This window comes from Kitasatospora sp. NPDC056184, assembly GCF_042268405.1.
GTDB lineage: Bacteria > Actinomycetota > Actinomycetes > Streptomycetales > Streptomycetaceae > Kitasatospora.
Genome location: NZ_JBHJUI010000013.1, coordinates 141,395 through 167,413 on the forward strand (window position 1 = coordinate 141,395; position 26,019 = coordinate 167,413).

General features: G+C 73.0%; 29 protein-coding genes. 27 read left to right on the forward strand and 2 right to left on the reverse strand.

What is annotated here, in order from left to right:
- The first annotated feature begins 214 nt into the window (after positions 1-214).
- The 27 genes from ACFC0B_RS25305 to ACFC0B_RS25435 all read left to right on the forward strand — a co-directional run bounded on the left by ACFC0B_RS25305 (position 215) and on the right by ACFC0B_RS25435 (position 24,321).
- Entirely contained in the window at positions 215-661 is a 447-nt protein-coding gene (locus ACFC0B_RS25305; RefSeq protein WP_376089977.1) for a hypothetical protein, read from the forward strand.
- Between the two features lie 99 nt (positions 662-760).
- Positions 761-1,312 (forward strand): hypothetical protein, encoded by a 552-nt coding sequence (locus tag ACFC0B_RS25310; RefSeq protein ID WP_376089980.1) that lies wholly within the window; start codon positions 761-763, stop codon positions 1,310-1,312.
- 216 nt (positions 1,313-1,528) lie between these two features.
- Positions 1,529-2,569: a DNA cytosine methyltransferase gene (locus ACFC0B_RS25315; RefSeq protein WP_376090324.1), complete on the forward strand. Its 1,041-nt coding sequence runs from the start codon at positions 1,529-1,531 to the stop codon at positions 2,567-2,569.
- A gap of 96 nt (positions 2,570-2,665) precedes the next feature.
- The gene (locus ACFC0B_RS25320) at positions 2,666-3,238 is read left to right on the forward strand and encodes a DUF4913 domain-containing protein (RefSeq protein ID WP_376089983.1); all 573 of its coding nucleotides are present in this window, start codon (positions 2,666-2,668) and stop codon (positions 3,236-3,238) included.
- Between the two features lie 16 nt (positions 3,239-3,254).
- Positions 3,255-3,992 (forward strand): hypothetical protein, encoded by a 738-nt coding sequence (locus ACFC0B_RS25325; protein ID WP_376089986.1) that lies wholly within the window; start codon positions 3,255-3,257, stop codon positions 3,990-3,992.
- Positions 3,989-4,486: a hypothetical protein gene (locus ACFC0B_RS25330; protein ID WP_359826293.1), complete on the forward strand. Its 498-nt coding sequence runs from the start codon at positions 3,989-3,991 to the stop codon at positions 4,484-4,486. The genes ACFC0B_RS25325 and ACFC0B_RS25330 overlap by 4 nt, the downstream gene beginning before the upstream one ends.
- 42 nt (positions 4,487-4,528) lie before the next feature.
- Complete coding sequence (locus tag ACFC0B_RS25335) at positions 4,529-5,407, forward strand: winged helix-turn-helix transcriptional regulator (RefSeq protein ID WP_376089989.1); 879 nt, start codon at positions 4,529-4,531, stop codon at positions 5,405-5,407.
- 215 nt (positions 5,408-5,622) lie between these two features.
- A complete protein-coding gene (locus tag ACFC0B_RS25340; protein ID WP_376089992.1) occupies positions 5,623-6,726 on the forward strand; it encodes an MFS transporter in 1,104 nt (367 codons plus the stop codon).
- A gap of 19 nt (positions 6,727-6,745) precedes the next feature.
- Complete coding sequence (locus ACFC0B_RS25345; protein ID WP_376089995.1) at positions 6,746-7,462, forward strand: HAD family hydrolase; 717 nt, start codon at positions 6,746-6,748, stop codon at positions 7,460-7,462.
- 95 nt (positions 7,463-7,557) lie between these two features.
- A complete protein-coding gene (locus tag ACFC0B_RS25350) occupies positions 7,558-8,265 on the forward strand; it encodes a hypothetical protein (protein ID WP_376089998.1) in 708 nt (235 codons plus the stop codon).
- A 63-nt stretch (positions 8,266-8,328) separates the two neighbouring features.
- Positions 8,329-9,249 (forward strand): DUF4259 domain-containing protein, encoded by a 921-nt coding sequence (locus ACFC0B_RS25355; protein ID WP_376090327.1) that lies wholly within the window; start codon positions 8,329-8,331, stop codon positions 9,247-9,249.
- 14 nt (positions 9,250-9,263) lie between these two features.
- Positions 9,264-10,802 (forward strand): hypothetical protein, encoded by a 1,539-nt coding sequence (locus tag ACFC0B_RS25360; protein WP_376090001.1) that lies wholly within the window; start codon positions 9,264-9,266, stop codon positions 10,800-10,802.
- 125 nt (positions 10,803-10,927) lie between these two features.
- Positions 10,928-11,617, forward strand: coding sequence for a hypothetical protein (locus ACFC0B_RS25365; protein ID WP_376090004.1), 690 nt, complete (start codon positions 10,928-10,930; stop codon positions 11,615-11,617).
- A gap of 107 nt (positions 11,618-11,724) precedes the next feature.
- Positions 11,725-12,048 carry a hypothetical protein gene (locus tag ACFC0B_RS25370; protein WP_376090007.1) on the forward strand — a complete coding sequence of 108 codons (324 nt, stop codon included), beginning with the start codon at positions 11,725-11,727 and terminating at the stop codon, positions 12,046-12,048.
- On the forward strand, positions 12,045-12,899 hold the full coding sequence (locus tag ACFC0B_RS25375; RefSeq protein ID WP_376090010.1) for a relaxase/mobilization nuclease domain-containing protein: 855 nt from the start codon (positions 12,045-12,047) through the stop codon (positions 12,897-12,899). The genes ACFC0B_RS25370 and ACFC0B_RS25375 overlap by 4 nt, the downstream gene beginning before the upstream one ends.
- Positions 12,900-12,995: 96 nt before the next feature.
- Complete coding sequence (locus ACFC0B_RS25380) at positions 12,996-13,964, forward strand: DUF6884 domain-containing protein (RefSeq protein WP_376090013.1); 969 nt, start codon at positions 12,996-12,998, stop codon at positions 13,962-13,964.
- A 21-nt stretch (positions 13,965-13,985) separates the two neighbouring features.
- A complete protein-coding gene (locus ACFC0B_RS25385) occupies positions 13,986-14,762 on the forward strand; it encodes a hypothetical protein (protein ID WP_376090015.1) in 777 nt (258 codons plus the stop codon).
- 44 nt (positions 14,763-14,806) lie between these two features.
- The gene (locus ACFC0B_RS25390; RefSeq protein WP_376090018.1) at positions 14,807-16,390 is read left to right on the forward strand and encodes a DUF317 domain-containing protein; all 1,584 of its coding nucleotides are present in this window, start codon (positions 14,807-14,809) and stop codon (positions 16,388-16,390) included.
- Entirely contained in the window at positions 16,387-16,962 is a 576-nt protein-coding gene (locus ACFC0B_RS25395; RefSeq protein ID WP_189277777.1) for a hypothetical protein, read from the forward strand. Before ACFC0B_RS25390 ends, ACFC0B_RS25395 begins: the two co-directional genes overlap by 4 nt.
- A gap of 13 nt (positions 16,963-16,975) precedes the next feature.
- On the forward strand, positions 16,976-17,755 hold the full coding sequence (locus ACFC0B_RS25400; RefSeq protein WP_376090021.1) for a hypothetical protein: 780 nt from the start codon (positions 16,976-16,978) through the stop codon (positions 17,753-17,755).
- A 200-nt stretch (positions 17,756-17,955) separates the two neighbouring features.
- Positions 17,956-19,413 (forward strand): DUF317 domain-containing protein, encoded by a 1,458-nt coding sequence (locus ACFC0B_RS25405; RefSeq protein WP_376090024.1) that lies wholly within the window; start codon positions 17,956-17,958, stop codon positions 19,411-19,413.
- 114 nt (positions 19,414-19,527) lie between these two features.
- Positions 19,528-20,721 carry an AAA family ATPase gene (locus tag ACFC0B_RS25410; RefSeq protein ID WP_376090330.1) on the forward strand — a complete coding sequence of 398 codons (1,194 nt, stop codon included), beginning with the start codon at positions 19,528-19,530 and terminating at the stop codon, positions 20,719-20,721.
- Positions 20,718-22,520 (forward strand): hypothetical protein, encoded by a 1,803-nt coding sequence (locus tag ACFC0B_RS25415; RefSeq protein WP_376090027.1) that lies wholly within the window; start codon positions 20,718-20,720, stop codon positions 22,518-22,520. The genes ACFC0B_RS25410 and ACFC0B_RS25415 overlap by 4 nt, the downstream gene beginning before the upstream one ends.
- A 310-nt stretch (positions 22,521-22,830) precedes the next feature.
- Positions 22,831-23,199: a DUF317 domain-containing protein gene (locus ACFC0B_RS25420; RefSeq protein ID WP_376090030.1), complete on the forward strand. Its 369-nt coding sequence runs from the start codon at positions 22,831-22,833 to the stop codon at positions 23,197-23,199.
- 83 nt (positions 23,200-23,282) lie between these two features.
- Positions 23,283-23,453 carry a hypothetical protein gene (locus tag ACFC0B_RS25425; protein WP_189277789.1) on the forward strand — a complete coding sequence of 57 codons (171 nt, stop codon included), beginning with the start codon at positions 23,283-23,285 and terminating at the stop codon, positions 23,451-23,453.
- A gap of 89 nt (positions 23,454-23,542) precedes the next feature.
- Positions 23,543-23,956: a hypothetical protein gene (locus ACFC0B_RS25430; protein ID WP_376090033.1), complete on the forward strand. Its 414-nt coding sequence runs from the start codon at positions 23,543-23,545 to the stop codon at positions 23,954-23,956.
- Complete coding sequence (locus ACFC0B_RS25435) at positions 23,953-24,321, forward strand: hypothetical protein (protein ID WP_376090036.1); 369 nt, start codon at positions 23,953-23,955, stop codon at positions 24,319-24,321. The genes ACFC0B_RS25430 and ACFC0B_RS25435 overlap by 4 nt, the downstream gene beginning before the upstream one ends.
- Before the next feature lie 140 nt (positions 24,322-24,461).
- On the opposite strand, the gene ACFC0B_RS25440 is transcribed toward ACFC0B_RS25435, so the two are convergent.
- Positions 24,462-24,866 carry a hypothetical protein gene (locus ACFC0B_RS25440; protein WP_359817114.1) on the reverse strand — a complete coding sequence of 135 codons (405 nt, stop codon included), beginning with the start codon at positions 24,864-24,866 and terminating at the stop codon, positions 24,462-24,464.
- A 140-nt stretch (positions 24,867-25,006) separates the two neighbouring features.
- The gene (locus ACFC0B_RS25445; protein WP_359817112.1) at positions 25,007-26,002 is read right to left on the reverse strand and encodes a hypothetical protein; all 996 of its coding nucleotides are present in this window, start codon (positions 26,000-26,002) and stop codon (positions 25,007-25,009) included.
- Positions 26,003-26,019: the final 17 nt, after the last annotated feature.

The following is a 26,019-nucleotide window of genomic DNA, read 5'->3' on the forward strand; positions in this document are numbered from 1 at the left end:
GACGTTCCGAGCCTGCCCTCCCGAGCAGATCCCGATTCGATGGAGTCCCACCACGCCCTCCAACCGCCCCGCTTCCAAGGTCAAGGACCATCAGAGGCACCTGCGTGACGTCGCGCACCAGGCCGAGGCCCTGGCAGCGAAACTGCCCACCGCCCGCACGGCCTCCGCCGCCGGCGTGCCCGACGCCCGCGCCGTCGCCGGTCACCTGCGTGCGATGCAGGAGCTGCAGACCAGCACGCTCGCCGCGGCCGACTTCTCCGAGTGGTTCCCCACACACCCCACCACGATGACGGCCGCCCGCCTCACCGCTCTGTCGCTCGCCCGCGCCCACGCCGGGGTCACCGAGGCCACCCGGCACCTGTCCTACTTGCTCCAGCACGCCGTGAGCGCCGACGTCTGGGCCCTGCCGGACGCCCAGCCGGTCAACCCCGCCGCCGTCTACGGCGCCGTCTCCACCGAACTGCGGCGCGCCGCAGGGCAGCTGAGGATCGACGCCGACCATCTCGCCTCGGCCGGCGTCTCCGCCGTCCCGGCCACGCCCCGCCGATCCGCCGCCCTCAGCGTCACCCAGCGGATCCGCCGCGCTCTGCCCGGACGCCGGACCGAACCCCTGCCGATCGCCGCCCTGCCCCGCAGCAGCGCCCCCGCGCCGCGCCGCTGAACCCAAGGAACCGCACTGACCTCCACCACCCCCGTCGAAACCCAAGCCCGGTGGCTGCTCGGCACCGCCGCCGACCTGCGCCACTTCAGCGAAGAGCTGTTGCACATCAGCTCCCATCGGGATCCGCTCCCCGAACGCCTCGGCACCGTCCTGGACTCCATAGCCGACGTGCAGAAGACACTGCTGGCCAACGTCGTCGACGAGGACGGCACCCCCGCCGACTCCACCGAGCCCTCGGACATCGCCTGGCGGCGCTGCACCCTCGCCTACGCCTACGCCGGGTTGCTGACCGCGAAGGCGATCCTGCGCGCCCAGCCCGCCCTGGTCGCCGTCACGCTCAAGCAGGTCAGTCCCGAATCGGCTCGGTGGCCGCACCGCACCGCCTACTTCAAGTCCCTGGCGGCGTCCCGTGGCGTCCTCGAAGAGGCGGTCTGGAAGCTCCAGGAGACCGCAGCCGACCTGACCGGCCCGGAGCCCGACTTCCTCGCGCTCACCGGCGAGGACGCGATCCTCCTCACCCGCTCCGCCTCCCTCTATCAGCGCCCGGCCAAGCCCGTCACGTCTCGGAAGGCCGCCGGCCCCGGCGCCGCCGTACAGGTTTCACCGCCCGCCGTACGCGCCGCGACCGCCCGAAGCGGGGCCCGTCGATGAGGGCACCGGGCGGCGGGTGGCCGCGCATCGGCAGCATGTGCTCCGGGTACGCCGGCCTGGACCTGGGTGTCCAGGCCGTCCTCGGAGGAAGTGTGGCGTGGCATGCCGAGATGAACCCCAACGCCGCCTCGATCCTCGCCCACCACTGGCCTAGAGACGCCAAATCACGGCGACATCAACACAGTTGACTGGAGCAGCGTCGAGCCGATCGACGTTCTGACTGCGGGCTTCCCCTGCCAGGACCTGAGCGTCGCCGGCCGCAGGGCCGGGCTGATGGAGGGCACCCGCTCCGGACTGTGGTTGACCATCGCCCGCGCGATCGATGCCCTCAAGCCGAAGTTGGTGATCATTGAAAACGTCCGCGGCATCCTCAGCGCAGCCGCTGCCTCGCCAGCCGATGGCGACCTGGAATGCCCTTGGTGCGATCTGGGAGACGGCGGAGGTGAGCCTGCTCTGCGGGCACTCGGCGCCGTTCTCGGCGACCTGGCCGACCTCCGGATGGATGCGCGATGGACGGTGCTACCCGCAGCCGCCGTCGGCGCCCCCCATCGCAGGGAGCGGCTGTTCCTCGTCGCCTGGCCTTCCGACGCCGAAGGCCCGCGATGCGAAGGGGCCGGATGCGAAGCGGGAGGACCTGGGGCATGCGGTCACCCTCCTGAAGACCCCGACCAGCAATTTGGGCGTGATCGGCGGGAGCCAGCACCCGGACAAGCGGCGCCAGGGCGGCCACGGGCCGAACCTCTCGGACGAGGTGGAGCACCTGCTGTTCCCGACTCCGAAGGCTTCCGACGGGACGCACGGCGGGCCGAACTCCCGCGGCAGCAAGGGGGATCTGACCCTGCCGTCGGCGGCGGCACAACTGCTGCCGACGCCGAGGGCCTCGGACACCGGGACGCCCGGGCGCCGAGCGGGGGCGGGGTTCCGGCCGCCGCTGTCGGCGGTAGTGCTGCCGATCTGGGAGCAGGACGACTCGGACTGAACCGGTGGGGCCCGTACGGGCCGGCCATCGCCCGCTGGGAGCGCGCCACCCGTCCCGCGCCGGAGCCGACCGACGAGCGGGGCCGGCTCGCCCCCCGCTTCGTCGAATGGATCATGGGCGTCGGCGAGGGCCACGTCACAGCCGTCCCGGGCCTGTCCCGCTCCGCCCAGCTGACCGCCCTGGGCAACGGCGTCGTCCCCCAACAGGCAAGCCGGGCAATGGAATTGCTGGGAGCGGCCGACCTGCTTGCCGCCGCCTGCTGCTGCGGTCGGCGGTGAGCGGGGGGTGCTTATACACCAACTCCGGCCCGATACGTCGGGCCGCCGAGCGCACATCCTCGTGTCATCACCCGCCGACGAGAGGCACCCGCCCCTTTGACCACCCCCGAGCCCGACCCGACGTCCGCGCCGGACGGCTACACCAACGCCCAGATCGACGTGCTGACCGCGAAGCTGTCCGCTCTCGCGGCGGGATTCGACCTGCAGGCCGAGCAGCTGGCCAGCATGACCACCGCCCTCCCCCCGGAGGACGACGACCCGGACGCCCCCGGCGGCGCAGAGCCGCTGTTCATCCTCGCCTTCGACGACCCGCAGTACGAGCAGGAACTGGAGCTGATGACCCCATGGGTAGACGAGATCTGGACCAAGATCTACGGCCCCGAGACCACCGCCGGCCGGCCGTGGTGCCCGCGCTGGAAGGAGCACCCGGAGGCGGTGGCGCGACTGCACGCCCTCTGGCTGGCGTGGCAGGCCGCCCTCGACCCCGAGTCGGGTGCCGCCGGCCCCAGTTCGTGGCAGCGAGACCACCTCGAGCCCGCGCTCATGAAGCTGCGCTCCGCCGACGGGCCGTTCGGTGCCTGCACCAGCAGCGGTGGCCACATCAGCCACCGCGTGCTGCCGCACCCCGTGCTCACCGACACCACCCCTGTCGACCACCCCCTCACCTGACCGAAAGAGCCGATCCTTGCCCGACTTCAACCTTCGCGGATGGCGTCCCGCGGACGCCGCCTCCGCCGAGGCCCAGGTGCAGTTCCTCGCCGCGGAGGATGCGTACGAGCTGCTGACCGAGGTACACCACGACCACGACGGCAGCTCGGACGACTTCCTCCTCTTCGAGGACGTCGCCGGCTACTCCGCGCTCGCCGCGCACCTGCACTACGACGAGGACGGCGAGACCTTCACCCTCGCCACGGAGACCCTGCCCACCTTCGCCGTGGCCGCGGCCTGGCTCGTCCAGCGCGGTGCCGAGACCGATCCCTTCCTCGACCGGGCCGGCCACCCAGGTGCCCCGGCCGACGCCCGCAGTGCCGCCGCCGCTGCCCGCCTGCTGGAGTCCGGCTCCCGCTACCGGCTCGTCGACCACGGCGCCGAGCCCGGCGAGACCTGGGCGATGCTGCGCGACGGCAGCGCCGCCGGAGCCGAGCGGCCCTTCCTGCTGCACCTGGAGACCGTCGACCCGGACCGCGGGTACACGCTGCGCGAGGGCTCCTTCAGGTCGCCGCAGGAGGCCCAGCAGTGGCTGGAGAGCCAGCGCACACGGCTTCCCCCGGTCGCCGACGGGGACGTGTCCGTCGTGGTCAGCCCGCAGGCCAACGCCGCACGCACCCGCAGCACGACCGGCCAGCGCCGAACGGCCGCCGCGGAACCCGTTCCCTCCCTCGCCGCCACGGCGGCGACCACGGCTCGCAGGTCCACCCGGTGACCACGCCCACCCGGCCGCTGGCGGGATTCAGCTCCCACCCCGAGGCCCTGGACGACCTGCTGTCCGTGCCGCAGCACGTGCGGATGCTCGCGCTGAGCTACCTCGGCCGGCTGGTGCGGGCCGAGGTCCGGGGCCCCCTCCTCGAACAGCAGGGTGAGCGCGACCTTCGCGGTGCCAGGAAGCTGTACCTGGACGACGCGCTGGACTTCCGGCTCGTCTATGTCGAGCGCCGCTCCCCCCACAACCCGCGCCATCTGCAGGGCATCCACCTGGTCGCCGTCGGTGAACGCCGGGGGGTCGCGGTCTACGAGACCGCGGCCCGCCGCCTGCGGCAGGCCACCGGCCAGGAGGTTCGGCGCGGAATGCCGGCCCGCTTCCAGGCCGCCCTCGCCTCCTCCACCCGCACCTCCCCGGCCCAGTCCGCCGCCTCGGCCCTCGCACCGGCAGGTGTGTCTCCGGCCGTCGTCCTCTCCCCGGCCGCCCGCCAGCGCTGACGCCGCCCACCCGCCCACCCGCCTGAACTGGAGATCACCCCCGTGTCGACCGCCACCGCCACCCTGCCCACCACGTCGAAGCCCACCACCAGCTCCGTCCAGCGGGCCGCCGAGGTGCTCTCCATCCGGTGGGCCACCCGGATCGTCCGCGCTCTGCGGCAGGGAACGACGACCAGCGGCGACCTCCTGGCGGGCGACCCGGTCATCCCGGTGAGCAGCGCGTACTCGGTCATCCGCGCACTCGCCGGGGCCGACGTCATCACCCGGACCCCGAACGGCGGCGCCCGCATCGATCTCGCGCTGTCTCCCAAGGGCCAGGCGCTGGCGCCCGTGTACACCTCGGCCCTTGCCTGGGCCGAGCGCTACCCCCGACCGGGCGTCGAAGCCGAGCAGGCGCCGGAGATGATCGAGGAGACGCTGGGCCTGCTGGCCAGCTCCCACGCCGTCCCTCTGCTGAGCGAACTGGCCGGCAGCGCGCCGAAGCCCTACCCGCATCTGGTCACCTCCCTGAACGCCCGTGACAAGGCCGCGGCCTACCAGCGGCTGCTCGCGCTGGAGGAGCGCGGCCTCGTGGCCCGCAGCGGCACCCGCCGCACCTACCGGTGGAGCGCCACCGAGGCGGGGTTGGCGATCGGCCGGGTGTACGGCGACCTGGCTGCTTGGACCTCCGGTGCCCACACCCCGTCCGCACCGGCCAAGCCCGGCACCGCGCTGGCCGCCGCCGGCCGCGCCGCCGTCGTCGTGCAGAGCCCGGCGCAGGGCGACCTGTTCTCCGAGCTGCAGAGCGCCGACCGGCCGGTGAGCGCCCGGGCAGCGGCGGCTGATCTGCGCAGCATCACCCTTCACATCTCCTTCTCCGACGCCCCGGCCCCGCAGCCGCCCGCTCCGCTGCTCGTCGCCGCCTCGGCGCGCCGCCGCTGACGAACCCCGCCCGCCCGGCCCGCGATCCCACCCCGAGGTTCATGATCCCGCCTTCCCCGTCCTCTGTCCCTACGAGCAGCGCCCTCGCGCCGGCCGCCGCCTCAGCTGCGGATCCCGAAAGCCTCCGGCCAGTGCTTCCGGCAGGTTCCCGCCGGGCAGGTGGACGATCCATCCTTCGGACCCCGCACGTCACGCCGCTGCTGGCGGGAACCCTGGTGGGTCGTCTGCCCGCGGCGATGGCGCCGATAGCCGTCCTCCTGGCCGCCCGGGCCGATCACGCCTCCACCGCGCTCGGCGCCGTCCTGGCCGCGCTGTACGCACTGGCCGGGGCGATCGGGCAGCCGCTGCTCGGCCGCGTGGTGGACCGCTCCACCCTGGCCGCCGTCGCTGTACCCGCCGCAGCCGTCTCGGGCGCAGCGTTCATCGCGCTGGCCTTCGTGGACTGGGCCGCGCAGCCGCTGGCCGCCGCCGTGCTGTCGGTCGTCGCGGGTGCGGCCACCCCGCCGCTGGAGGCGGGCTTGAGGGCGATGTGGTCCCGGTTGGTCGAACCGCGCCACCATCACAAGGTCTTTGCCCTCGACTCCGCCTCGCAGGAGGTGGTGTTCGTCGCCGGCCCGCTGCTTGCCACCGCCGTGTGTCTGCTCGCCTCGCCCGACTTGGCGCTGGTCGCCTGCGCGGTGGCCGGCAGCGCGGGCACCCTGGCCGTCGCCGCCCGCCCTCCGGCCAGCGTCCGGTCCCCGGCACGCGCGGTCCACTGGCTCGGGCCGTTGCGCTCGACCGGTCTGCTGGTCCTGCTCACGGCCTCGGTGTTCTTCGGGGTGACGCTCGGCTCGTTCACCGTCCTGGCCCTGTCCTACGCCGACCGGCACCACGAAGGGTGGCTCGCCGGCGTGCTTCCGGCCGCGCTGTCGTTCGGCAGCCTCGTCGGCGGCGCTGCGTGGGCCAAGCTCAAGCGCCCGTGGTCATCCAGCCGCGCCCTGCCCGCGGTCGGCACGGTGTACGCCTCCGGCTTCGCCGTCCTGCTGCTGCCGGCCCCGCCGTGGCTGATGATCACGGCGAGCGTCCTGCCGGGCCTGTTCCTCGCCCCTTGGCTGGCCTCCGCGTTCGCGGCCTGCGACGCCCTGGCGCCGAGCGGCACCGCCACCGAGGCCGCCGCCTGGCTGATCGCGGTGATCGGTCTCGGCCAGGCCGCGGGCACCGCCGCCGCCGGCCAGTTCTCCGCGTACGGCCACACCGCCACGGCCGCCGTCCCCTTGCTCGGCGCCGCGCTGGCCGCTGCCGCACTCGTTGCGGGACGCCGCCGGCTCTCGCTTCCCTGATCTGCCCCCTCTCTTCTTCTTGGAGCTGGACTTCTTGCTCAACCGCACCACCAAGGCCACGCCCGCGCCGATCACCATCGTCTGGGACTGGAACGGCACCCTTCGCAACGACCTCGACGATCACGTGGCGGCCCTGAACGCGACCCTGCCCGGGCTGGGCGGCGAGCCGATCAGCGTGGAGACCTACCAGGCGCTGCACCGAATGCCCATCCGCGACTTCTACACCGACGTGCTCGGCCGACAGCTCGGCGACGAGGAGTGGCACGCCGCCGACACCGCGTTCCTCGCCGAACTCGCCCGGCGGCCGGTCCGGCTCCAGCAGGGCGCACGGCAGCTCATGATGGGCCTGCGGGCCCGAGGCGTGCGACAGAGCCTGCTGTCGCTCGCGCCGCACGAGCGGCTCGTGGGCGAGGTGGAGTCGGTCGGCATCACCGGGCTGCTGGAGCGGGTCGACGGCCGGCCGGGGCCGTCGGTTCCGAGCAAGGCGCCCGCCATGATCGCGCACCTGCAGGCCCTCGGGCCGGGGGTCGACCCGTCGCGCACCCTGGTGATCGGGGACAGCGTGGACGATGCCGTTGCCGCGCACGCCGTGGGCGCCGTCCCGGTGCTGCACAGCACGGGACTGCACGGCGCGACGCGGCTGGCCACCGCCGGCGTGCCGCTGGTGGACACTATCCAGGACGCCGTCGCCACCGGCATCGCCATCATCACCTCGCGGCAGCCGGCCGCGGCATGAGCGCGGACAGCGGACGCCCGATCGCCCCGTGGAGGCCCCGAGCACCCGGCAACACCGACCTCGGCAACCGGCTCGTGTGGTCCGAGCTTCAGATCATGCAACCCCGCGACCTGCCCGGGCACGGCACAGCGACCCTCCACGGCGCGGTCGCCGACCAGATCGCCTCCACCGCCCTCAGGCTCGACGACGTGCAGACCCGGCTGGTCGCTCTGGCCGCCGCCCTGCGGGACGACCTTCAGCGCATCGAGGCCGGCCACGACACCACCCTCCCCGTCACCAACGGCATCCTGCGCAACGGCGCTCTCGACATCGACCTCCTGGTCACACGCCGCACCGAACTGCACCGCTCGCTCACCGCGCTGATCGGCGTCTACAAGGAACTGCCCGCCTTCGTCCCGCCACCGGCCCCGGCACCGACGGCGAAGACGGCAGCAGCGGTCACCCGGCTGCCACCGCGGCAGGAGGAGGCGTTGCGGCTGATCGGCTCGTCCACCGTCACCATCTTCAAGGGCACGCGGTCGGTGAGGGTCATAGCCAGCGAGGCCGCCATCACGATCGCCACCGTCGACGCCCTGATCGGCAAGGGCTTGGTGGACCACTACGCCCGAAAGGCCCTGTTCCGGGGCCACGATCTGACCCTCACTCCCGAGGGGCAGACCAGGTACGAGGCCCTCACCGCGAAGATGCCTGTCGGCCGCTCGGCCGCCGCCCGCGCTCGGCCGGTCGGTCCGCCCGCAGCACCGGAGACGCCCGCAGCCGTCGCCGCCACCGTGTCACCGCCGGCGGTCCGGTCCCGCCACTGATCACCGCTCCCACCCAGCGGGCCCGCCGGGGCCCGGCCTTCGACCACGCTCAGGAGACCCCTCATCGGAAGCTGGGACACCGGTCCGTTCCACAACGACGCCGCGGTCGGCACCGCCGAACGCTTCGACAGCCTCTTCCCTGCCGAGCTACCGCCGTGGCTCCACCGCCTCTTCGACGTCGCGGTCGCCATGCCGGAGGGCCCGCTCGACACCGACATGGCGCAGGAGGTCGTCGCTGCCGCGGCTGTCACCGCCTCGCAGTGCCCGGGCGGAGGCGATGTCGACCTCAGCAGCGGCCCACGCGACCCGGTCCCGCCGCTGCCAACGGACCTCCGGCCGAAGGCTGTTGCAGCCCTCGACCGCGTCCTCGCCCACGCCGACGCCGAGGTGGACCGCTGGTACGACCGCGCACGAGGCGAGCAGTGGCTCGGCAACGTGCAGCAGATCCGCCTCATCCTGGCGGCCCCGGCCTCCGGTCCTGAGCCTGCGCCGCCCCGGCGGCAACGGCAGGTGTTCGCCGGCCTGTTGCTCCTCCGGAACCGGTTCGGCATCGAGGACCCCTGGGACCTGCCCGAACGGCATCCCAAGGGATCGACGGCGCACGCTCTGGCCGAGCAGCTGGAACTCCGAACTGCCGAGCTCGACTCACTCGACCGGGAGTTGCGCGCGAAGGCCGCCCGGGCGGGCGAGACGCTCGCGCAGGTCGCTGAAGGGAATCACGCCGACGTCCAGGCCCGCGGCGTCCTGCGTTTCACCGGTGTCGAACTGGAGAGCCTCGGGGCCCGCTTCGTCCTCGCCGACCGCTACCTGCGGGACCTGGCCGACCGGTACGCGCACGCCATCGCCAACGGGACGGACCAGGCTGTTGCCCCGCGGTCGGCGGCTGCCCGGGCCCGGACCACGCCCAGCGCCGCTGCCGGGGCGGAATCTCCGCCGGCAATAGCCGCGCCGACCGCTTCCTCCCACCGCACGCCCCGCCCGTAAGGACCTTCTGTTCCGTGTCCACGACCGTCACCCACCAGGCGCGCGTCGCCCGCGCTCTGGACGCGCTCGCTCCTCCCGGCGCAGTCCGCGTGCTCTTGTCCGTCCGGCTCACCGAACGATCCGCCGAGGAACAACAGACGCCGCGGGCCACAGTGCTTGATCCCGCCGACAGCCTCCACCCCGACGATGTCGCGGACCACTACCGCGACCTGGAGCGGCACGGTCTGCTCCGCACCGGCCCCGCTGGCCCGGAGGCCACCGCAGCGGCGAAAGAGCTGTGGCCGGTGTTCCTCGCCGCCGCCGGCTGGGCCGCGAAGCACCGAGCCCGTCTCGTTGCCGAGAAGCCCATCGCGGTCGTCCTCGAGGAGGTCCTGCGCACCAGCGCCCAGCCGCTCACCGTGCCGGTCCTGGACCGGCTACGTGCCGGGCCGGCCGCCGAGGACGATCTCGCGGCCCCGATGACGGCTGCCGCCCGTGCCCAACTACCCGACCAGCTCTCCGTCCTCATCCAGCAGGAGCTGCTGGAACGCCTACCGGACGGCACCCTTCAGGCGACCGCGCCCGGCAGCCAGCTCGCCGAACTCCATGACACCCTCGCCTACTGGTACGGCCAGCACCTGGCCCCCGCACTACCAACAAACTCCGCCGAACCGGTGCTCGGCCACCGAGCGCAAGCAATGAACGCACCAGCAACCGACGTGCCCGTTGCTGAGGGCGCCTCGTACCTCGATCCGTTCGGGCTCGCAGACCTGCAACCCCTCGACAGCGCCTGCGAGGAGTCGGCGGACGTGCTGTCGTACTACGAGGAAGTGGCACCCCTGCAAGCCCAGCACCATGGGGCCCACAGCTTCTACCTCTTCCTCGACGAGCACTCATGGATGGGAGACCTGCCCGGCCCGCCCCAGGTCCTGGCCGCCTACGTACACCGCCAGCGAGACCAAGGCCGCGTCCGCGTCGAGCACACCTTCCAGCCCATGGTCCCTCTCGCGCAGCGCTGGCTGGCCGAACGCGGAGCCGACCCGGCGGCACTGGAGGTCGCCTCCGGTGTGTATGCGCGCCCGACCGACCGCGCCACCCAGGAGGCAGAGGAACGCCTGCGAGCCCCCGGCCGCTACGAAGTCCTCGCCGCGTTCACCTACGACTGGGAGCCATCCCCCAGCTGGGTTCTGGCCCTCGACCGGCACCGGCCCGACCCCAACGAGCCGTACCGCATCTTCCACCGCACGGTCGGCCCCTACACCCGCAACCCGGTCGGATTCTTGCGGCCCTACCCCGGCAGCGCCGTCTACACCGTCACCGAGCACGGCTTTCGTAACCTGCGGGAGGTCGCGGCCTGGTGCCGGATCACCGATGAGAACTGGACCAGTCGGGAACCCGGATTGCGGCCCGCCCTGCGATCTTTCACCCGCACCGCGATAGCTCCGCACACCCCGCCCAGCAGTTCCTCCCGCTCCAGCGCGGCCACCACCCGCACCGTCGTCCCCGGCAGCGGCCCCACCGACCCGCTGCCGCCACCCGATGCCGTCGGCCACCGACCCGGCCACCGTCGCTGAACAGAAGGACCGCACTCATCCCCACCCGCGAAACCCTCGAAGAGACCCGCTTCGACGTCGACGGCCTCCGACCGGTCACCGCCGACGACGAGTCGAGGCTCGACCACCTCTGCTTCAGCCTGGACATGTACACCTCGCTGGCGGTCCAGCACGCAGCGAACCCGCACACCGAACTCCTCGCCGAGAGCTTCTATGTCGTGCACGACGGCACCGTGACCTGGGCCGACGTCCCCGGCCTCGCGCAGTACGCGGCCGTCCACGTCGAGCGCGACCTCGGGTTGGGCACGTACCGCTTCGACTACAGCCGCCACCCCATCGCCGCACTCGCCCGGAACTGGCTCATCTCCCGCGGTGCAGACCCGGGCCAGCTCGCCGTGGATGTCGAGGACCCCATGAGCACCGACCAGGCCACCCGGGACCTGGAGGACTTCCTGGCCGTCTCCGGAGACCGCTTCGGGATCCGCGACGACTACACCCACGACAGTCCGGACTTCTACAAGACGTGGATCATCGCCACCGACAGCCGGCCCGATCCGGGCCAGCAACCGGTCCGCGTCTTCTACGAGGACGTCGACACGGCGAACCACTCCTACTCCCTGCGCCAGGGCGGCTTCGCCACCATCGAAGCCGCCCGGAGCTGGGTCGACCGGCTGGGGCACCCGGACAACCCGCTGCCGCCGCTGACCGCCGCCCCCAGCGCCCGCGCCGCCGGCGCTGGAGCGCACAGCTCCGTCGCGATCACCTTCTCCGCCCCGGGCCCCGCGCAGGCACCCGCTACGCCGGAGAACAGCCCCACCCGGCCGCACCGCCGCTGACGCACCACCACCCACTGGAAGGACCGCAGATCTCCCCGACCGACAGCACTCAGTCTCCGGCCACCGCCAGGCCGCAGCGGCGACCGCGCACGGCGGAGCGCCGCAGCGTGCAGACCACGGTGCGGTTCACCCCAGCGGCCATCACCGCCATTGGCGAGCGCGCCGCCGCCGAGCGCCTCACAACCGCCGGGTTCATCGGCAACGCCGCCCTGGCCGCCGCGCAGTGCGGCGATCCGATCCAGCGCCCCGACCGCGACCCGCGGCGCCCGCTCGTCGAAGCCCTCGACCGCGTGGCCGGTGAGCTGAACGCCGCCGTCGCCGCCGTCCGCGAGTCGCAGACCGGGCCGGGGCAGGAGGCCGCGCTCGCGGTTCTTCCGGCCGTCGCCGAGCGAACATACACCGTCCTGGACGCCGTGCTGGAGGTGTCGTGATCCCCGACGTCTCCCGGGGCAACGGCATCCGTCCGCTGTTGGCCTACCTCTACGGGCCGGGCCGGCGCGAGGAACACGTCGATCCGCACCTCGTCGCCGCGTGGGACCTGCACGGCGCCCCCGACCCGGGACGTCAGCCGGGTGCGAGCGTCAGCCGGCTCGCGGACCGCCTCGACCAGCACGCCCGGCTGCGCGCCGCCGAGTTGGGGGCGGTGCCGCCGAACCGGGTGTGGCACTGCTCCGTCCGCGCAGCCCCGGAGGACCCCGCCCTCAGCGACGAGCAGTGGGCCCAGGTGGCTCGTCGCATCGTCCGGGCCACCGGTCTCGCACCCGATCAGGGCCCCGGCTGCCGGTGGGTGGCGGTCCGCCACGCCGTCCACCACATCCACCTCGCCGCCGTCACTGTCCTGCCCACCGGCGCCCGGCCCGCCATGCACCGCGACGCGATGCGGGCCCAGGCCGAGTGCCGAGCCATCGAGGCCGAGTGGGGGCTGCGCCGGGTCGGGCTCGGCGAACGGACCAGCACCAGCTACCCGACCACCGCCGAGATCATCAAGGCCGAACGCCAGGGCTGGGACGAGACGTCCCGCGTCTGGCTCCAGCAGCAGATGCGCCAGGCCCTGGAAGAAGCCACCACCGTGGACGACTACGCCTCGGCGCTGGCCGCCCGCGGCGTGCTCGTGCGCTGGCGAACCGACGCGCAGGGCGCCGCCGTCGGCTACAGCCTCGCCCGCCCCGGCGACACCGGCGGCAGCGGGGCCCCGGTGTTCTTCGCCGCCGGACGCCTCGACTCCACGTTGACCCTGCCTCGGCTGCGCCGCGCCCTGGCCCCCGCCGCCGACCGGCTCTGACGCCGGACTGCCCGCCCGTCAACTCCCTTCGCCCGGAGGTCCCCCGCGGCTCGGACGGCAGGTCCCGTCGAACCCCGACTACGACGAAGGAACAGCTTGCCGACACCACACCAGCTTGCCGCCCAGCCCCACCAGGCCGTCCTCGCCGCCGCCGCCGACCCCGACCACCAAGTCCCGAACACCTTCAACGCCCGCACCCACCGCGTCCTGGTGGACGAGGGCCTCGCCCACATGCGCCCGTTCACCATCGGGGACCGCACCTATCAGTACGACGAACTCTTCGGCCCTCCGGACATCCACCTCACCGCCGCCGGCCGGGCCTACGCCGAACGGCACGGCGTGCAGACCCCTCGCCGCAGGATCGTGGTGATCTCCTGTGGCTCACTGAAGTTCGATCCCGGGGTCAACGAGTTCGGCCGCCCCAACGCCCTACCGGCCGGCGATCTCTACCGGGGCCAGTACCACCGATCGCTGCGCGCCGCCGCCGACGCGCTCGCAGCTGGACGCCGTCGGCCGGTGATCGTCAGCGCCCTCCACGGACTGGTGGAGCTGGACCGCAGCCTCCTCTACTACGACGTGAAGCTCGGGGACGCCAAGGCGGTGAGCGCCGTCACCATCCGCGCCCAGGCCCGGCGTCTGGACCTGGACGACGCCGATGTGATCGTCCTCGGCGGGCGGGCGTACGTCGAGCTGGTCACCAGTGCCGTGCCCCATGCCCTCGCGCCCCTCACCGGTGGGCTGGGGGCTCACCGCGCCCAGTGCCGAGCCGTACAAGACAACGGCGATCTCGCCGCGTCCTGGTGGACGAAGGCCGCCCGCCTCTTCGAACAACATCAACCGGAACGCACCACCGAGCCGCTCCAACCCCAGATTCCCGGCCGCGGCCCGGAGCAGGAAGCGAACGCCCGCCCCCGGGCCTGCCGGTCCCCGGCATCGGTCCGGAACCGCCACGGTCCTTCCGAGACCGGGGCCGGCGTGCCCCCCACGGTCCGCTCGACACCGATTCCCTGGACCGCTCCACCGCCGTCCACCGCCCCCAGCCACCGGTCCGTCCCTCGCCGCTGACCAGAAAGACCACCCTCGCCCTTGTACATCGCTTCCTTCCACGACGCCCATGACGAACTCGACCTCGACGAGTTCGACGCGGCCGATGCCGAGTCGGCCCGGACCATCAACCGGCTGTTCCACCCCGAGAGTTCGCTGTGGATGATCGCGAAGCAGTGGGCGTCGGACACCCCGCGCCGCCCAGGAGCGCGGTTGCACGACTACTTCCTCCTCCTCGACGCATACGCCTCCTACGACGAGCGGCCTGGTGCACCGCAGATCGTCGCCGCCCACTTCGATCGCACCCCGGGCACCCGCACGGTCCGGGCCACCATGACCTCCCACGCACTGATCCCGCTGGCGCAGAACTGGCTGGTGGGCCGCGGGGCGGACCCCAGCAGGGTCTTGGAGCCGAAGGGGTGGAGCGATCCGCTGGATGCCGAGACCGAGCGGCTGGAGGACTTCTTGCGTGGCAGTGGCGAGAGGTTCGAGGTCCACGACACCTTCAGCCGCCACGAACCGCCGTACGAGACCTGGGTGATCGCCACCGACGCCCAGCAGACCTCCGGCCCAGCGGCGGAGGTCTTCTTCTGGCGGGTGCCCGACGAGAAGAGCCCCGCCTACACGGTCCGCCACGGGCAGTTCGACAGCCTCAAAGCCGCGTACGAGTGGACCCGGGACACCTCCGCGCCCCTTCCGGCAGCCACTCGGGCCCAGGCGGCCCGGCATCGCGTCGCACCGCTCAAGCCCTCACCGACCAACTCGCCGACACCGCCGCCGGCCACCGATCCCAGCACCCGCCGCCGCCCCGGCCGCTGACACCGGCGCTCGCTGCACCACCCCCCACTCTGGAGTTGTCGCCCTTGCCCGACACTTATCTGCCGCACCACGATCCCGACGTCGAAACCCTCGTCCGCCCCCGCTACCTCGCCGGCCCCGGCGACCGGGAGGCCGTCGACGCCGTCTTCGAGCCGCTGCGCGGCTGGCGGGTTGTGGCTCTCGGCCCGTATCTCACCGAGGTGGTCGCCACCAGCCCGTGCCACCGTGTTCGCGTCGGCTACCGCCCCGACCGGGAGCAGTCGTGGCAGGTCACCGCGGCCCTGGACCCGTTCGCCGTCCCCACCTGGCGCGGCGGATTCAGCCGAGCCACCCCGCCGGAGATCGTCGGGGCGTTCCTCGGAGCGCTTTCCGACTCCCTGCAGTACGACGCGGTCAGCGACACCACGGGCACCTTCATGTCGCTGGAGGGCACACTCGCCGACGCCAACGAGGCTGCTTCCGAGGCGGGTTGGCCGACGGTCTGCGCCGACGGTCGCTGGCTGACCACCTCGGACGACGGCGAGGTCGAGTACGAGGTCGGCCCGCTCGTCGATCCGGCCGTCGAGATGGCCTCCGATGTGCAGAGCGGCTTCACCTGGCGCGTCGCATCGGGCGACCCGGACGTGGGCTGGACCGCAGGTTTCAGCTCGTGCACGCCGCTGCACCTGATCGCGGCCGTGAACGGCGCCGTCGCCGACAGCAGCCCGCTCGTCCGCACCAGCGCCGACTTGCCGCAGCGGGTGGTCGCCCGCGCCCTCGCCGAGCTGGCCGAGGCCGACCGGCGCGAGGCCGAGGCCCGCGCAGCGCTGCCGACCGCGGCCGAACTCCTCGCCGACGGGAACGGCCTGGAGACCCCGGTGGCCGTCAGCCCGCTGTACCTGGCCGGGCCCGGCCCCGTCGAGCGGGCGGTAGCGGCCCTGACCAGCGAGGCGGGCTGGCGGTCCGCGACCTTTCGCAGCGGGCGGCTGTGGGAGAGCGACTGCCGGACCGTCCGCGTCGCACACCTTCCCGAGCGGACCCGGGACGCCTGGCAGATCACCGCGCTGGCCGGCCCACTGGGCGTGCCCACGTGGAAGGCCAACTTCAGCTACAAGACGCCAGCCGAGGTCCTCGGCGAGGTGACCCGACTCGTCGCCGAGACCGTGACCGGCGACGCCCGGCCGGCCGACAGCGAGTACGTCTCGCCCTTCGAGCTAGACCGGCACGGTTGGACGAGCCGGACCGCCAGTGTGTGGACCACCTTCAGCGCGCCGGACCCGAAGGTCGTGCTCCAGCACAACTCGGCCGAGTTCGGGCGCTACGAGGAACTGGAGGGCCAGGCTCCTCCCTCATGGACGCTCACCGCGGGCATCGACGACCGGTTCTGTGCCTGGTCCGCGGACTTCACCAGCAGCACGCCGTCGTACATGGTCACGGCAGCGGCCCTCACCGCCGTCGACCCGGCCCCGGTGCTGCGGACCCGCCGGTCGCTGCCCGAGACGCACCTGCCGTACTTGCAGGTCGTCGCGGCGAGCACCGGCCGCTCCAGCGCCGCCCGCTCGGGCACCGCCCCGGCCTCCCGCGGCCCCTCGCCCGATCCGGCCGGACCGCAGCTGCCCACGGTCGCGGACCGGGGGCGGCTGCGGTGAGGGACGACCGCGCCCTGGAGGCGTTCACCGATCAGGTGGCCCGCCGGCTCCCCGGAACGTGGGAGCCAGTACTCGCGGACGTGAGCCGGTCGGCGGCGCTGACCGAGGTGTACGAGCAGCTCTGGGACCTCGGGATCACCCAGTGGGCCCTGCTGGAGTTCGTCAACGACCGTCTCGGGATGCTGCGTGACAGCCAGGGCCGGGAGCTGGTCGTGCTCCCGCGCCCGCTCCGCCCGGGCCGCTACCTGATCGCACCGCTCGTCCCCACCGGCACGGATCCCGGCACGGTGGAGGACCTGACGCCGTTCGGCGTCAGCGTCAGCGGGTCACCGGCCCGAGCGGCCGAGACGGTCCGCCGCAGGCTCCTGCCCCGTCTCGACCACGCACTGCTGCTGGTCGAGGAACGCGGGCTCTGCCCCGGACCGCCCGCCGACGACGGGCACCGCCGGGTCCGCGCGGCCACTGCCCGCACGAGCCTGCCCACCGGCACCGCACCGGCCGTCGTCTTCTCCGCCGGGCCCCTGCGCCCGGCCATCCCGCATTCGGGCCGAGGCCGAGTCCCGGCCCCCTGACCGAACGAGATCTGTGCCCACTGCCTCCCTCGCACCCACCGACCCGCTCCTCGCCGTCCGCCCCGTCCACCTCGCCGGGCCCGGCGACACCGACCTGCCCTCCCTCCTCACCACCGAGCACGGCTGGTTCCGCCCCTACAACTCACCCACCCACGTAGTCCTCGTAAGCGGCACCACCGGCATCGCGCTCTCCAACGGATCGGGCACGGCCCCGCTGTCCCTCACCGGGATCGGCTGGTCGATCGGCTTCTGCCACCAGGTGCCGGCCGAGATCACCCGGGCCCTGCTCGACGAAGCCGCCGCCGGCACCCGCCACACCCCGGGCTTCCCCACCAGCACGGGCCGCCTTGTCGGCCACCACGCCCGCGCCGCGCTGCTCGCGGCCGGCTGGTCCGGACACCACCGGGACGGCTACGAGCTGGTCTCCGCCCCGGACCGCCGCGCGGCCCTCACCTTCCCGCTGGAGGCCCCCAGCAGCGAGGTGATGCTAACCGGCGCCGCCGACACCGGAACCTGGACCATCAGGTTCACCGCGATGGCCCCCGAGCCGCTGCTGACCGCCGCCGTCCGCGCCCTCCTGGGCCCCGCCGTCCGCCGGGCAGACCAGCTGCCGGCCCGCCACCGGAACCTGCTGACCACCCAGCCCGTCACGGAGCAGCTGCCGCACAACGGTCGCTCCGGTGCCGCCCGCAGCGCCGGCCTCCGGCCCTTGCCCGCCACGCCGCAGTCCACCGGCCAGCCGCGCACCGCCGGTGCCGCATCGGTGCTGGCCCCGCGGCGCCGCCCGTCCTGACCCCACCCCTGCGCTCCTGGAGACCTCCCCTGCCCGCCGAACCCGATGCCGACGACCTGGTCGCCGTCCGCCCGTTGGAACTCGCTGGCTCCGGGACTCCGCCCGGTGACCTGGGCGACCACCTCATCAGCGCGTACGGGTGGGAGCATGACCCGGACAGTACCCCCGAAGAACCCCTGCTCGTCAGCCCCTGCCGCCGCATGGCCCTGGAGCGCGGCGACTTCCCCCTCGGCCGCCGCATCCTCCAGAACCACTGGAAACTCTCCGCCCACGACAGCGGGGAGCCGGACGCCACGGAGCTCTGGTGTGCCTGGTTCAGCCCCAGGACGCCGTACGAGCTCTCCCACGGTCTCGTCCTGGAGGCCGCCGACCGACTCAACAGCGACCCAGCCGCTGTCCTTGCCGACCGCAGGGCCGGCGACGACATCGCGCGGATCCTTTCCGACGCCGGATGGACGATCAAGCGGGGCCCCTGGCGAACGTTCATCCACTCCCCCGGTGCCGCCACCCTCCTGGTGCCCTCCCACCCTGAGCGCACACTCGCCTTCAGCCTGGGTAACACCAGCTCCGAGCTGGCGTGGGAGGTCATCGCCTCGCCGTGGACTCCTGAGGCGGTCCTGCGCACGGCAGCGGTGACGCTGGTCTCGAACACGGCGCTGCGCCGCCGCAGCGAGATCCCCGCCCATCACCTGGCTCGGGTCACGATCGAACCCGCCGCCTCCGCCACCCTGCCCCGGTGGCGCCCCCTGCTGGCGGCCCCGAACCTCCCGCCCGACTTGGAGACCCCCCTGCCGACCACCCCCGCCCCAACCACCGCCGAACCACCGCGCGGAACCGGCCCCGAACCGGCCCTGGTCACCGTGACCCCCCGCCACTACGCCGGCCCTGGACAAGGCGGAGCCGAGCAGATTTCAGCACATCTCACCTCCCTGGGCTGGACAACGGAGGCGAACTCGATGACCAGCCCGTGCGGCAGGCTCGGCCTCGCCTGGCCCGACGGCACCGACGACCGGACGCGGCAGAGCACCGCCTGGCGGGTCTGGGGTGCCCAGCACCGAGGAGCGAGCGTCGCCTGGCGCATCACCAGCGGCGACCTCGTCCCACCCGAGCTGATCGCCGACGTCGTCGACGAGGCACTCGCCATGCTGGAGGAAGCCGGACCGGATTCGCGCAGCCCGTTCCAGGCTGGTGTCCTCGGCCTGGGCTTTCTGCCCCTGGCCGAGGCCGGGTGGAAGAGCGCTGTCGCGCCCCGCGGGGCCGTCACCTTCCACTCACCCGACGGCTACGTCGCCGCCCACTGCGACGTCCCGACAGCTCTCCACGACCTGCGCGGCAAACCCGCCGCCCGCATCACGTGCCACCGCGTGCTCGGCCACTGGATAGCGGAGATCAGCGCGAACACCCCCTCACGCCTCGCTGCCGCCCTCTGCCGCGACCTCGCCTCCCCTGAACCCCTGCTGCGCAGCACCACCGGCCTCCACCTCGACGCGACCGACCGGAAGGTCGCCATCGTCACCCCGGTCACCGCCGACGGCCGGGCCACCCCGTCGGAGCGGCGGGCCGCCGCCCTCTCCGGCAGCGCGCCGACATCGGCTGCACCTACACCCAGCTCCCCGGCCACCACCGCCCCACCGCCCCCGCGGAAGCCCGTCCGCTGATCACCGGGGTGCGGTGCACCCGCCTGCGTCAACCCCTAGGAGGTTCCCCGCTTGACCAACCCCGCACCGCCCACCGCTACGGCACACGCCAGGCCCGGAGAGCTGCGGGCCAAGATCGCCCGTCTGCTGGCCGACCGGCCGGCGGACGCGCTCACGACCGGGCAAATATCCAAGGCGCTGGGCCACTCCAGCGGTGCCGTCGTGCAAGCGGTCGAGACGCTGGTGAAACGCGGCGAGGCCGACCGGATTGGCACCGGAAAGCAGTTCCGCGCGAACGCGAAGACCGCTGCAGCCGGGCGGACCCCGGTGATCAGTCCACCGGGAACCCACTCTCCCCGCGCTGCCGCGGCCACGGCCCGCACGGCCGCTCCCGCACCCGCACCCGTATCCGCACCCGCACCCGCACCCGCACCCGCACCCGCACCCGCACCGAAGCAGACCGGTCCGATCCGCCGCGCGGGGGGACAGCTCTACCACCCCCGAGAGCTGGCCGACCTTCCCGACGTCGAAGCGCTGGCGCGCCTACGCGGCGCCGACATACCGGTGCTGCTCTACGGTCCTCCTGGCACCGGCAAGACGAGTCTGGTGGAGGCCGCTTTCCCCGACCTGCTCACCGTGGCCGGCGACGGCGACACCACGGTCGGCGACCTGATCGGCGAGTACACGCAGGACGATGACGGCAAGTACGTCTTCAAGTACGGGCCGTTGGTCGTCGCCATGCAGGAGGGCCGCGCCCTGCTGATCGACGACGCCACTCTGATCTCCCCCAAAGTGATGGCGTCCTTGTACCCGGCCATGGACGGACGCCGGCAGATCCAGGTCAAGGCTCACAAGGGCGAGACCGTCCAGGCCAAGGCCGGCTTCTTCGTCGTGGCGGGCCACAATCCAGGCGTCCACGGGGCGGTTTTGACGGAGGCGCTCGCTAGTCGTTTCAGCGTGCAGATCCAGGTCGGCACGGACTACGACCTGGCTCTGGCGCTGCGGATCGATGCCCGGGTGGTCCGGGTTGCCCGAAACCTCGCCAAACAGGTCGAACTCGGAGAGCTGGGCTGGGCCCCCCAGCTGCGCGAGTTGCTCAGCTACCAGAAGACGGAGGCCGTACTCGGTACCCGGGCAGCGCTCGCGAACCTGGTCGGAATCGCGCCCATCGAGGACCGCGACGCCGTCGCCGAGGCCGTCAGCAAGGCTGTCGGTGTCAGGCAGCTCGCGCCCCTCACCCTCGGCAAGCAGCTCTCCGCCGCGACCGCTCCAGCCGCCCGGCAGACCCCGGGCAGCACCGCCTCCGCGAACCGGGGCCGCCAGCGATGAGCGCCCACCACCACGTCCAGTCCTCCGCCACCGCGCCCGACGACGCCGCCGACCTCGCACGCTGGGACGACGACGGCGCCCCGCCCGCGCGGCCCCGTACGTCGCCGGCCGCGTGGCTGCGCGTGGGAGCCGAGCTCGGCGACCGCCTGGTCGCCCTTTCCGGCCGCCAGGACCTGCTCGTCACCTGCCGCCCCGGCACCCGCAGCGGCGCACCGGCCGCGTTTTTCCCCGGACTGGGGGAGGTCGAGTTCGATGCCGAGCTGTTCGCCCCCCTCCAACCCCACGAAGTCCATCCGCGGATCGTGGGCGACGAGGAACGCTATCCCGCCGCATGGGGGGTGTTCGTCCACGAGGCCGCCCACGCGGCCCACTCCGTCTGGAAGCGGCCGGACGGCGCGGACCCGCGCGTCGTCGAGGCCGCGCTCCTGCTGGAGGAGAGCCGGGCCGAAGGCGCCCACCTGACCAGGCGTCCGATGGACCGCACGTACCTGCGCACCAGCGCTCGGACCCTGGTCATGCCCGACATCGCCAACCCGAGTTTCCAGGGCGTCGAGCACGCCGCCAGCGTGGCGGCCCTGATCCTCGGCCGCCGTGACGTCGGCATCCTGGATGCCGGCGAGACCCGAGCCGTCGCCGAACTGTGCGAACAGGTCCTGGGCGCCGACCTGTTGGCCACCCTCACCGGCATCTGGACCGCAGCACACCGGTGCGCCGACCACGACGCCACCACCATGCTCGCGCACGCCCGGGACTGGTGCGAGGCTCTGGACGCCGCTGCACCGTCCCTGCCCGCCCCGCCGGAGGACCTCACCGATCTGTTGTCCGCTGCCGCAGGGGTCGTCATGGACAGCATGGCCGCCAACGACCGTGCCGACCTCGCGGCACAGGCCGCCGCGGACGACGCCGTGGCCACCCGGGCAAGGTCACAGGCCAAGGACCGTGCCCAGCAGGCCAGTCGGCGACGTCAGGCCGCCGCCACCGCGAAGTCGGTCTTCAACTCCGGCGGCGGAACCGTCAACGCCGACGGCACACCGGCGCCCTACGGCAACCCCGTCACCGGCACCCGCCGGCCTACCACCGCTGAGCAAACCGCTGCGGCGCGCCTGAGCCGCGCCCTCCGGGCCGCTGCCTATCGCGAACGGACCGAGGAACGGACCACCAGCCCCACCCCGCCCGGCCGCCTCAACATGCGCCAGGCCCTCGCCCGCGACGCCCAGCGCGCCGCCGGCGCGGTGCCCACCGCAGAGCCGTTCACCGCCACCCGGCGCCGCCACTCTCCCACCCCGCCGTTGCGGGTGGGGATCGCGGTGGACGTCTCCGGCTCCATGCGCGCCGCCTGCGGTCCCGTCGCATCCGCTGCCTGGATCGTGGCCCGTGCAGCGGCCCTGACCGACCCCGACTCCCGCACCGCCACCATCGCCTACGACACGCATCTGACCGCACTGACCAGGCCCAGCCACCGGGCGCCGGCGCGGGTGACGACGTTCGACGCCCGCGGCGCCAGCCACAACCTGGGCGACGCCCTCGATGCGCTCGACCATGGCCTCGACCTCAGCCGCCCTGGTGCCGGCCGCCTCCTGGTGATCGTCACCGACGCCAAGTACACCCCCAACGAAACCGCCAACGCGGTCACCCGCATCCGGCGCCTCACCACTGCCGGCTGCGCCGTACTCCAGCTCACCCTCGACAAGGAGTCCCGCCACCTACCGGGGACCACCTTGCTCCACCTGCCCCGGCCCTCCAGCGCCCCCGCCGCCATCGCCAAGGCGGCAACCGACGCCATCCGCAGGACACGCTGAGACGCCCACCGAGCCATGGGCGCGGCGGAGAACCGCCCCCGGTCCGGCGCTCGCCGCGGTGCTGTGCCGCTCCTGCGGGCGGGGCCGGGGCAATCCGGTGCTCGGTGACCCGGTACGACTACCGGTGGTTGCCGGTGAAGGCGTGCGGGTCTGCGTCGGCGCAGCGAAGCTCGCCGACCTCCTGGGTCTTCGGCATGTTCGCCTGCGGCAGACAGCAACCCCTTGAAAGGACTACGCAAATCGGGGCAGTCCAAGTCAACATGGACGACCTCGCAGCGCCAGCCCGAAGGAGGGTCCTCCCCTGTCCGTCGTGATCTCCGCTCCCGTTGTCCGCGGCCTGCGTCCCGGCGACACCATCGCCCACCGCGCCTGGCCGCTCGGCGAGGGCAACCCCAACGCCATCAGCGCCTTCCTCTACGAGCACGGCTGGTCCTGGGTGATCGACGCCGAGGGCGGCCTGCACGCCGCGTCGCCGTGCACCCAGGTCTACGTCGGCTACCAGCCGGACAACCGACACGTCGACACCTGGATCATCGCGCTGCACGGCACCGCCCGGCAGCCCGGCTGGCGGGCCACCTTCAACCGGCACACTCCCGCCGAGCTGGTGATCGACCTTCTCACCTCCATGGTCGACCGCTCCATCCCCCGCCCGGCCACCACCTCCTCGTCGCCCTCCTGAAAGGACGCGCCATCCCTCGTACTCTCCGCCTGCCTGCCCGTCGTCGCCTCGCCCTCGCTGAGTACCTGATCAGCGCCGCCGCCGTGGGCCTGGCCCTCGACGCGCTGCTGCTCAGCGAACACGCCGCCGTCCGCGTGGGGCTGCTTCTGATGACCCTCCAGTTGGTCGTCGCGCGGGCCCTGCTTGTCCGTGTCCCGGCCGTCGTCGAGCCCTCTGAGCGCCGGATTCCCCGGCAGCGCTGCCCGCACTGCTGACCATCGCCTCCTCGCACGCCGCCGCGCCCCGGCCCGGCGGCCCAGTCATCGACGCACCCCGCGTCGAGCACCGCGACCACGGAGGCCCGTTGGAACCCGAGACCCTCGACCTGCGCGGTGACCGCGTCGGCAACATCGCCCGCGCGTTCGGCACCGCCTACGGTCCCGCGAACAGTGCGGGTGAGCGGACCCGCTACCACGTGCTGGCCTACCTCGCCCCCTCCGACCGTTACCTGCTGGCCGTCGGCGGCATCGACGGCGGACACGGGCGGCCCCATCCCCGCGAGGGCTACTGCGGGTGGAGCGATCCCGGCCAGCTCGCCGAACTCGTCGTCGCCCACCCGATGCGCGCCGACGGTGGTGGTCGAACCTTCTGCCACCACCACGTTGTCCCCGGCAAATCCGAGCGCCCGTGCGGGATCTGCCGAATCCGCCCTCCCCGTACCGACTGCGACTTCTTCTCCCAGTCCCGCTACGCTCCCCTACCCCAGGAGGTTCTGTGACCACCAACCCGAACATCTCCCGCCGCGGCCTGCGCGACGTGGCGGTGGTGTTCATCGCTCTCACCGCCCTGACCGGTGCCGTCGCCGTCGTGGCGGGCCTGCGCCACGACGGCGCATGGGCCGCCGTTGAGCTCGCCGCGTGCGGGGTGTCCGCACTCGCGCTGCACCGCGTGAGCAGATGGCTCGATGCCGACGCCGACCGCGCTGTGCTCGCCGCACTGGCCTCCGGTGCGGCCACACCTGACGATCTTGCCGTCGGCCTCGGCCTGCGGGTCGCCGTCGTACGGCTCAGCCTTGCCCGGCTGCTGAGCTCCGGCCAGGTCGAGAGGGACGGGCACGGCTTCGCCCGCCGCCACGATCAGTAGGTGCGGCGCCCCGCTGGGGCAACGGTGAAGGGGCGGCACCGCGATTTCTCGCGGTGCCGCCCCTTCGTGTCGTTTCGCGGAGTCCACCCGGGCCGGGTCAGGGACCGTCCGAGCGCCGGTGGCGGCTGCGGCCCGCCGGTTCAGTTGAGGTACATCCCCGCCCAGGAGCCGTCGTAGCCGGTCGAGGCCATGGCCGTCTCGAAGTCATCCCACGCGGCGGTGGGCGTCGAGTAGTGCTGCTCGAAGTACTCGACCGTCAGGTCATCCTCGAGCCACTCGTGGCCGCAGCGGCAGCGGACGAAGACATGCCGGCGGATGCTGAGGAGCAGCCAGTCGCGGCCGGCCTTGCACTCCTCGCACGTGATCACGATGCCGCGGGAGTTCAGCTCGTCGTGGTGCGGGACCGCCCGGATCACGGGCTTGTCCTGGGAGAGGGTGGGGAAGTCGGGGATCGAGAACTCGATGCGGTCGAGCGGCGGGAGATCAGCCGGCTCGGTCGGGTCGTTGGGGCCATGGCCGTTGTGAGGTCTCGGCGAATCCGACAAGTGCAGCCCTTTCGTAGAGATGCCGGATTAAACCATGTGTTGGCCGAATTTATTCCCGATACTGCCGATCGTTACCTGACTGTGATGTCTTCTGCTCCGCTGCGCGGAGTCCGCCGGTTCTGCGCGGCGAGCACCCGATGTCACCTCCGGGGTGCTCGGGGTGGGGCGGGCAGCGCGTGTTCAGCGCGCAGGACCTGCACGACGAGGGCGGAGGCCGCCATGGGGATTCGGGGTGAGCGCGCTTCCGCAGCGGCGGTGCGGCTGGCCGGCGCGGTGGAGACGGCGGCGCCGCGCAGGAGAACAGCGAGGACAGGTCCGGCGTTGAGCCAGGTGTCGATCGTCGACCACAACTCCGCGTTGCGTTCCTCCACCGCGGCGGTGTGGCCGGGCTCGATCGGTGCCCCGTCCGGCCGGCTGTGGCACTGCAGGGTGGGCTTCCACTGGTCGAGGGTCCGGTTGGCGTCCTCGAAGGCGCTGGCCAGGGTGCGCAGGTAGTAGCCGGCGCGGTCGGATTCCCGCCCGGGCGGCAGGAGCCGGTGGGCGGCGCGGCCGTCTTGGAGGAGGGCGTCGGCGTGGGGCAGGACCCGCTGCAGGTGGGCGAGCGCGGTGGCGTCGCGGCGGACTTTGCCGTCGTCGTAGAGCTGCTCGTCCAGCGGCCAGCCTTCTTCGTCGCAGAGACCGTCGGAGATCGAGTCCCAGTGGTCGAGGGCCTGTTGGGCTCCGCGGAGGGCTTCTTCGAGGACGGCCAGCCGGTGGCGGGCCTGGAGTCGGTCGTGGAGGGGCAGCAGGGTGTGCTCGATGTCGGCTGCTGCGGTCGCCGGGTCGGCGGGGACGGAGAGTTCGAGCTGTTCCCCATCGACCGCGTGCTGGGTGTAGGAGTTGCCGTCGGTCATCGCGGTCGAGCGGATCGTGTAGCTGTGTCCGGTGTTGTGCTGTTCCTCGACCACGAGGAGTCCGATCGGCCGGTCGGGGCTGGTGAGGACGGAGGCGTTGCGGAAGTCGGCGAACCGGATGGGGCCGAGGGCGAGCATCGAGAGGATGTCGGCCATGTCCGCATCGAGGTGTTGGTGGTGCTCGGCCGTCCAGGCGCCGGGCAGGCGGGCGGCGAGGGCGGTGGCGTAGGAGGGGAGGTCCACGTTCCTGTTCTCGGTGG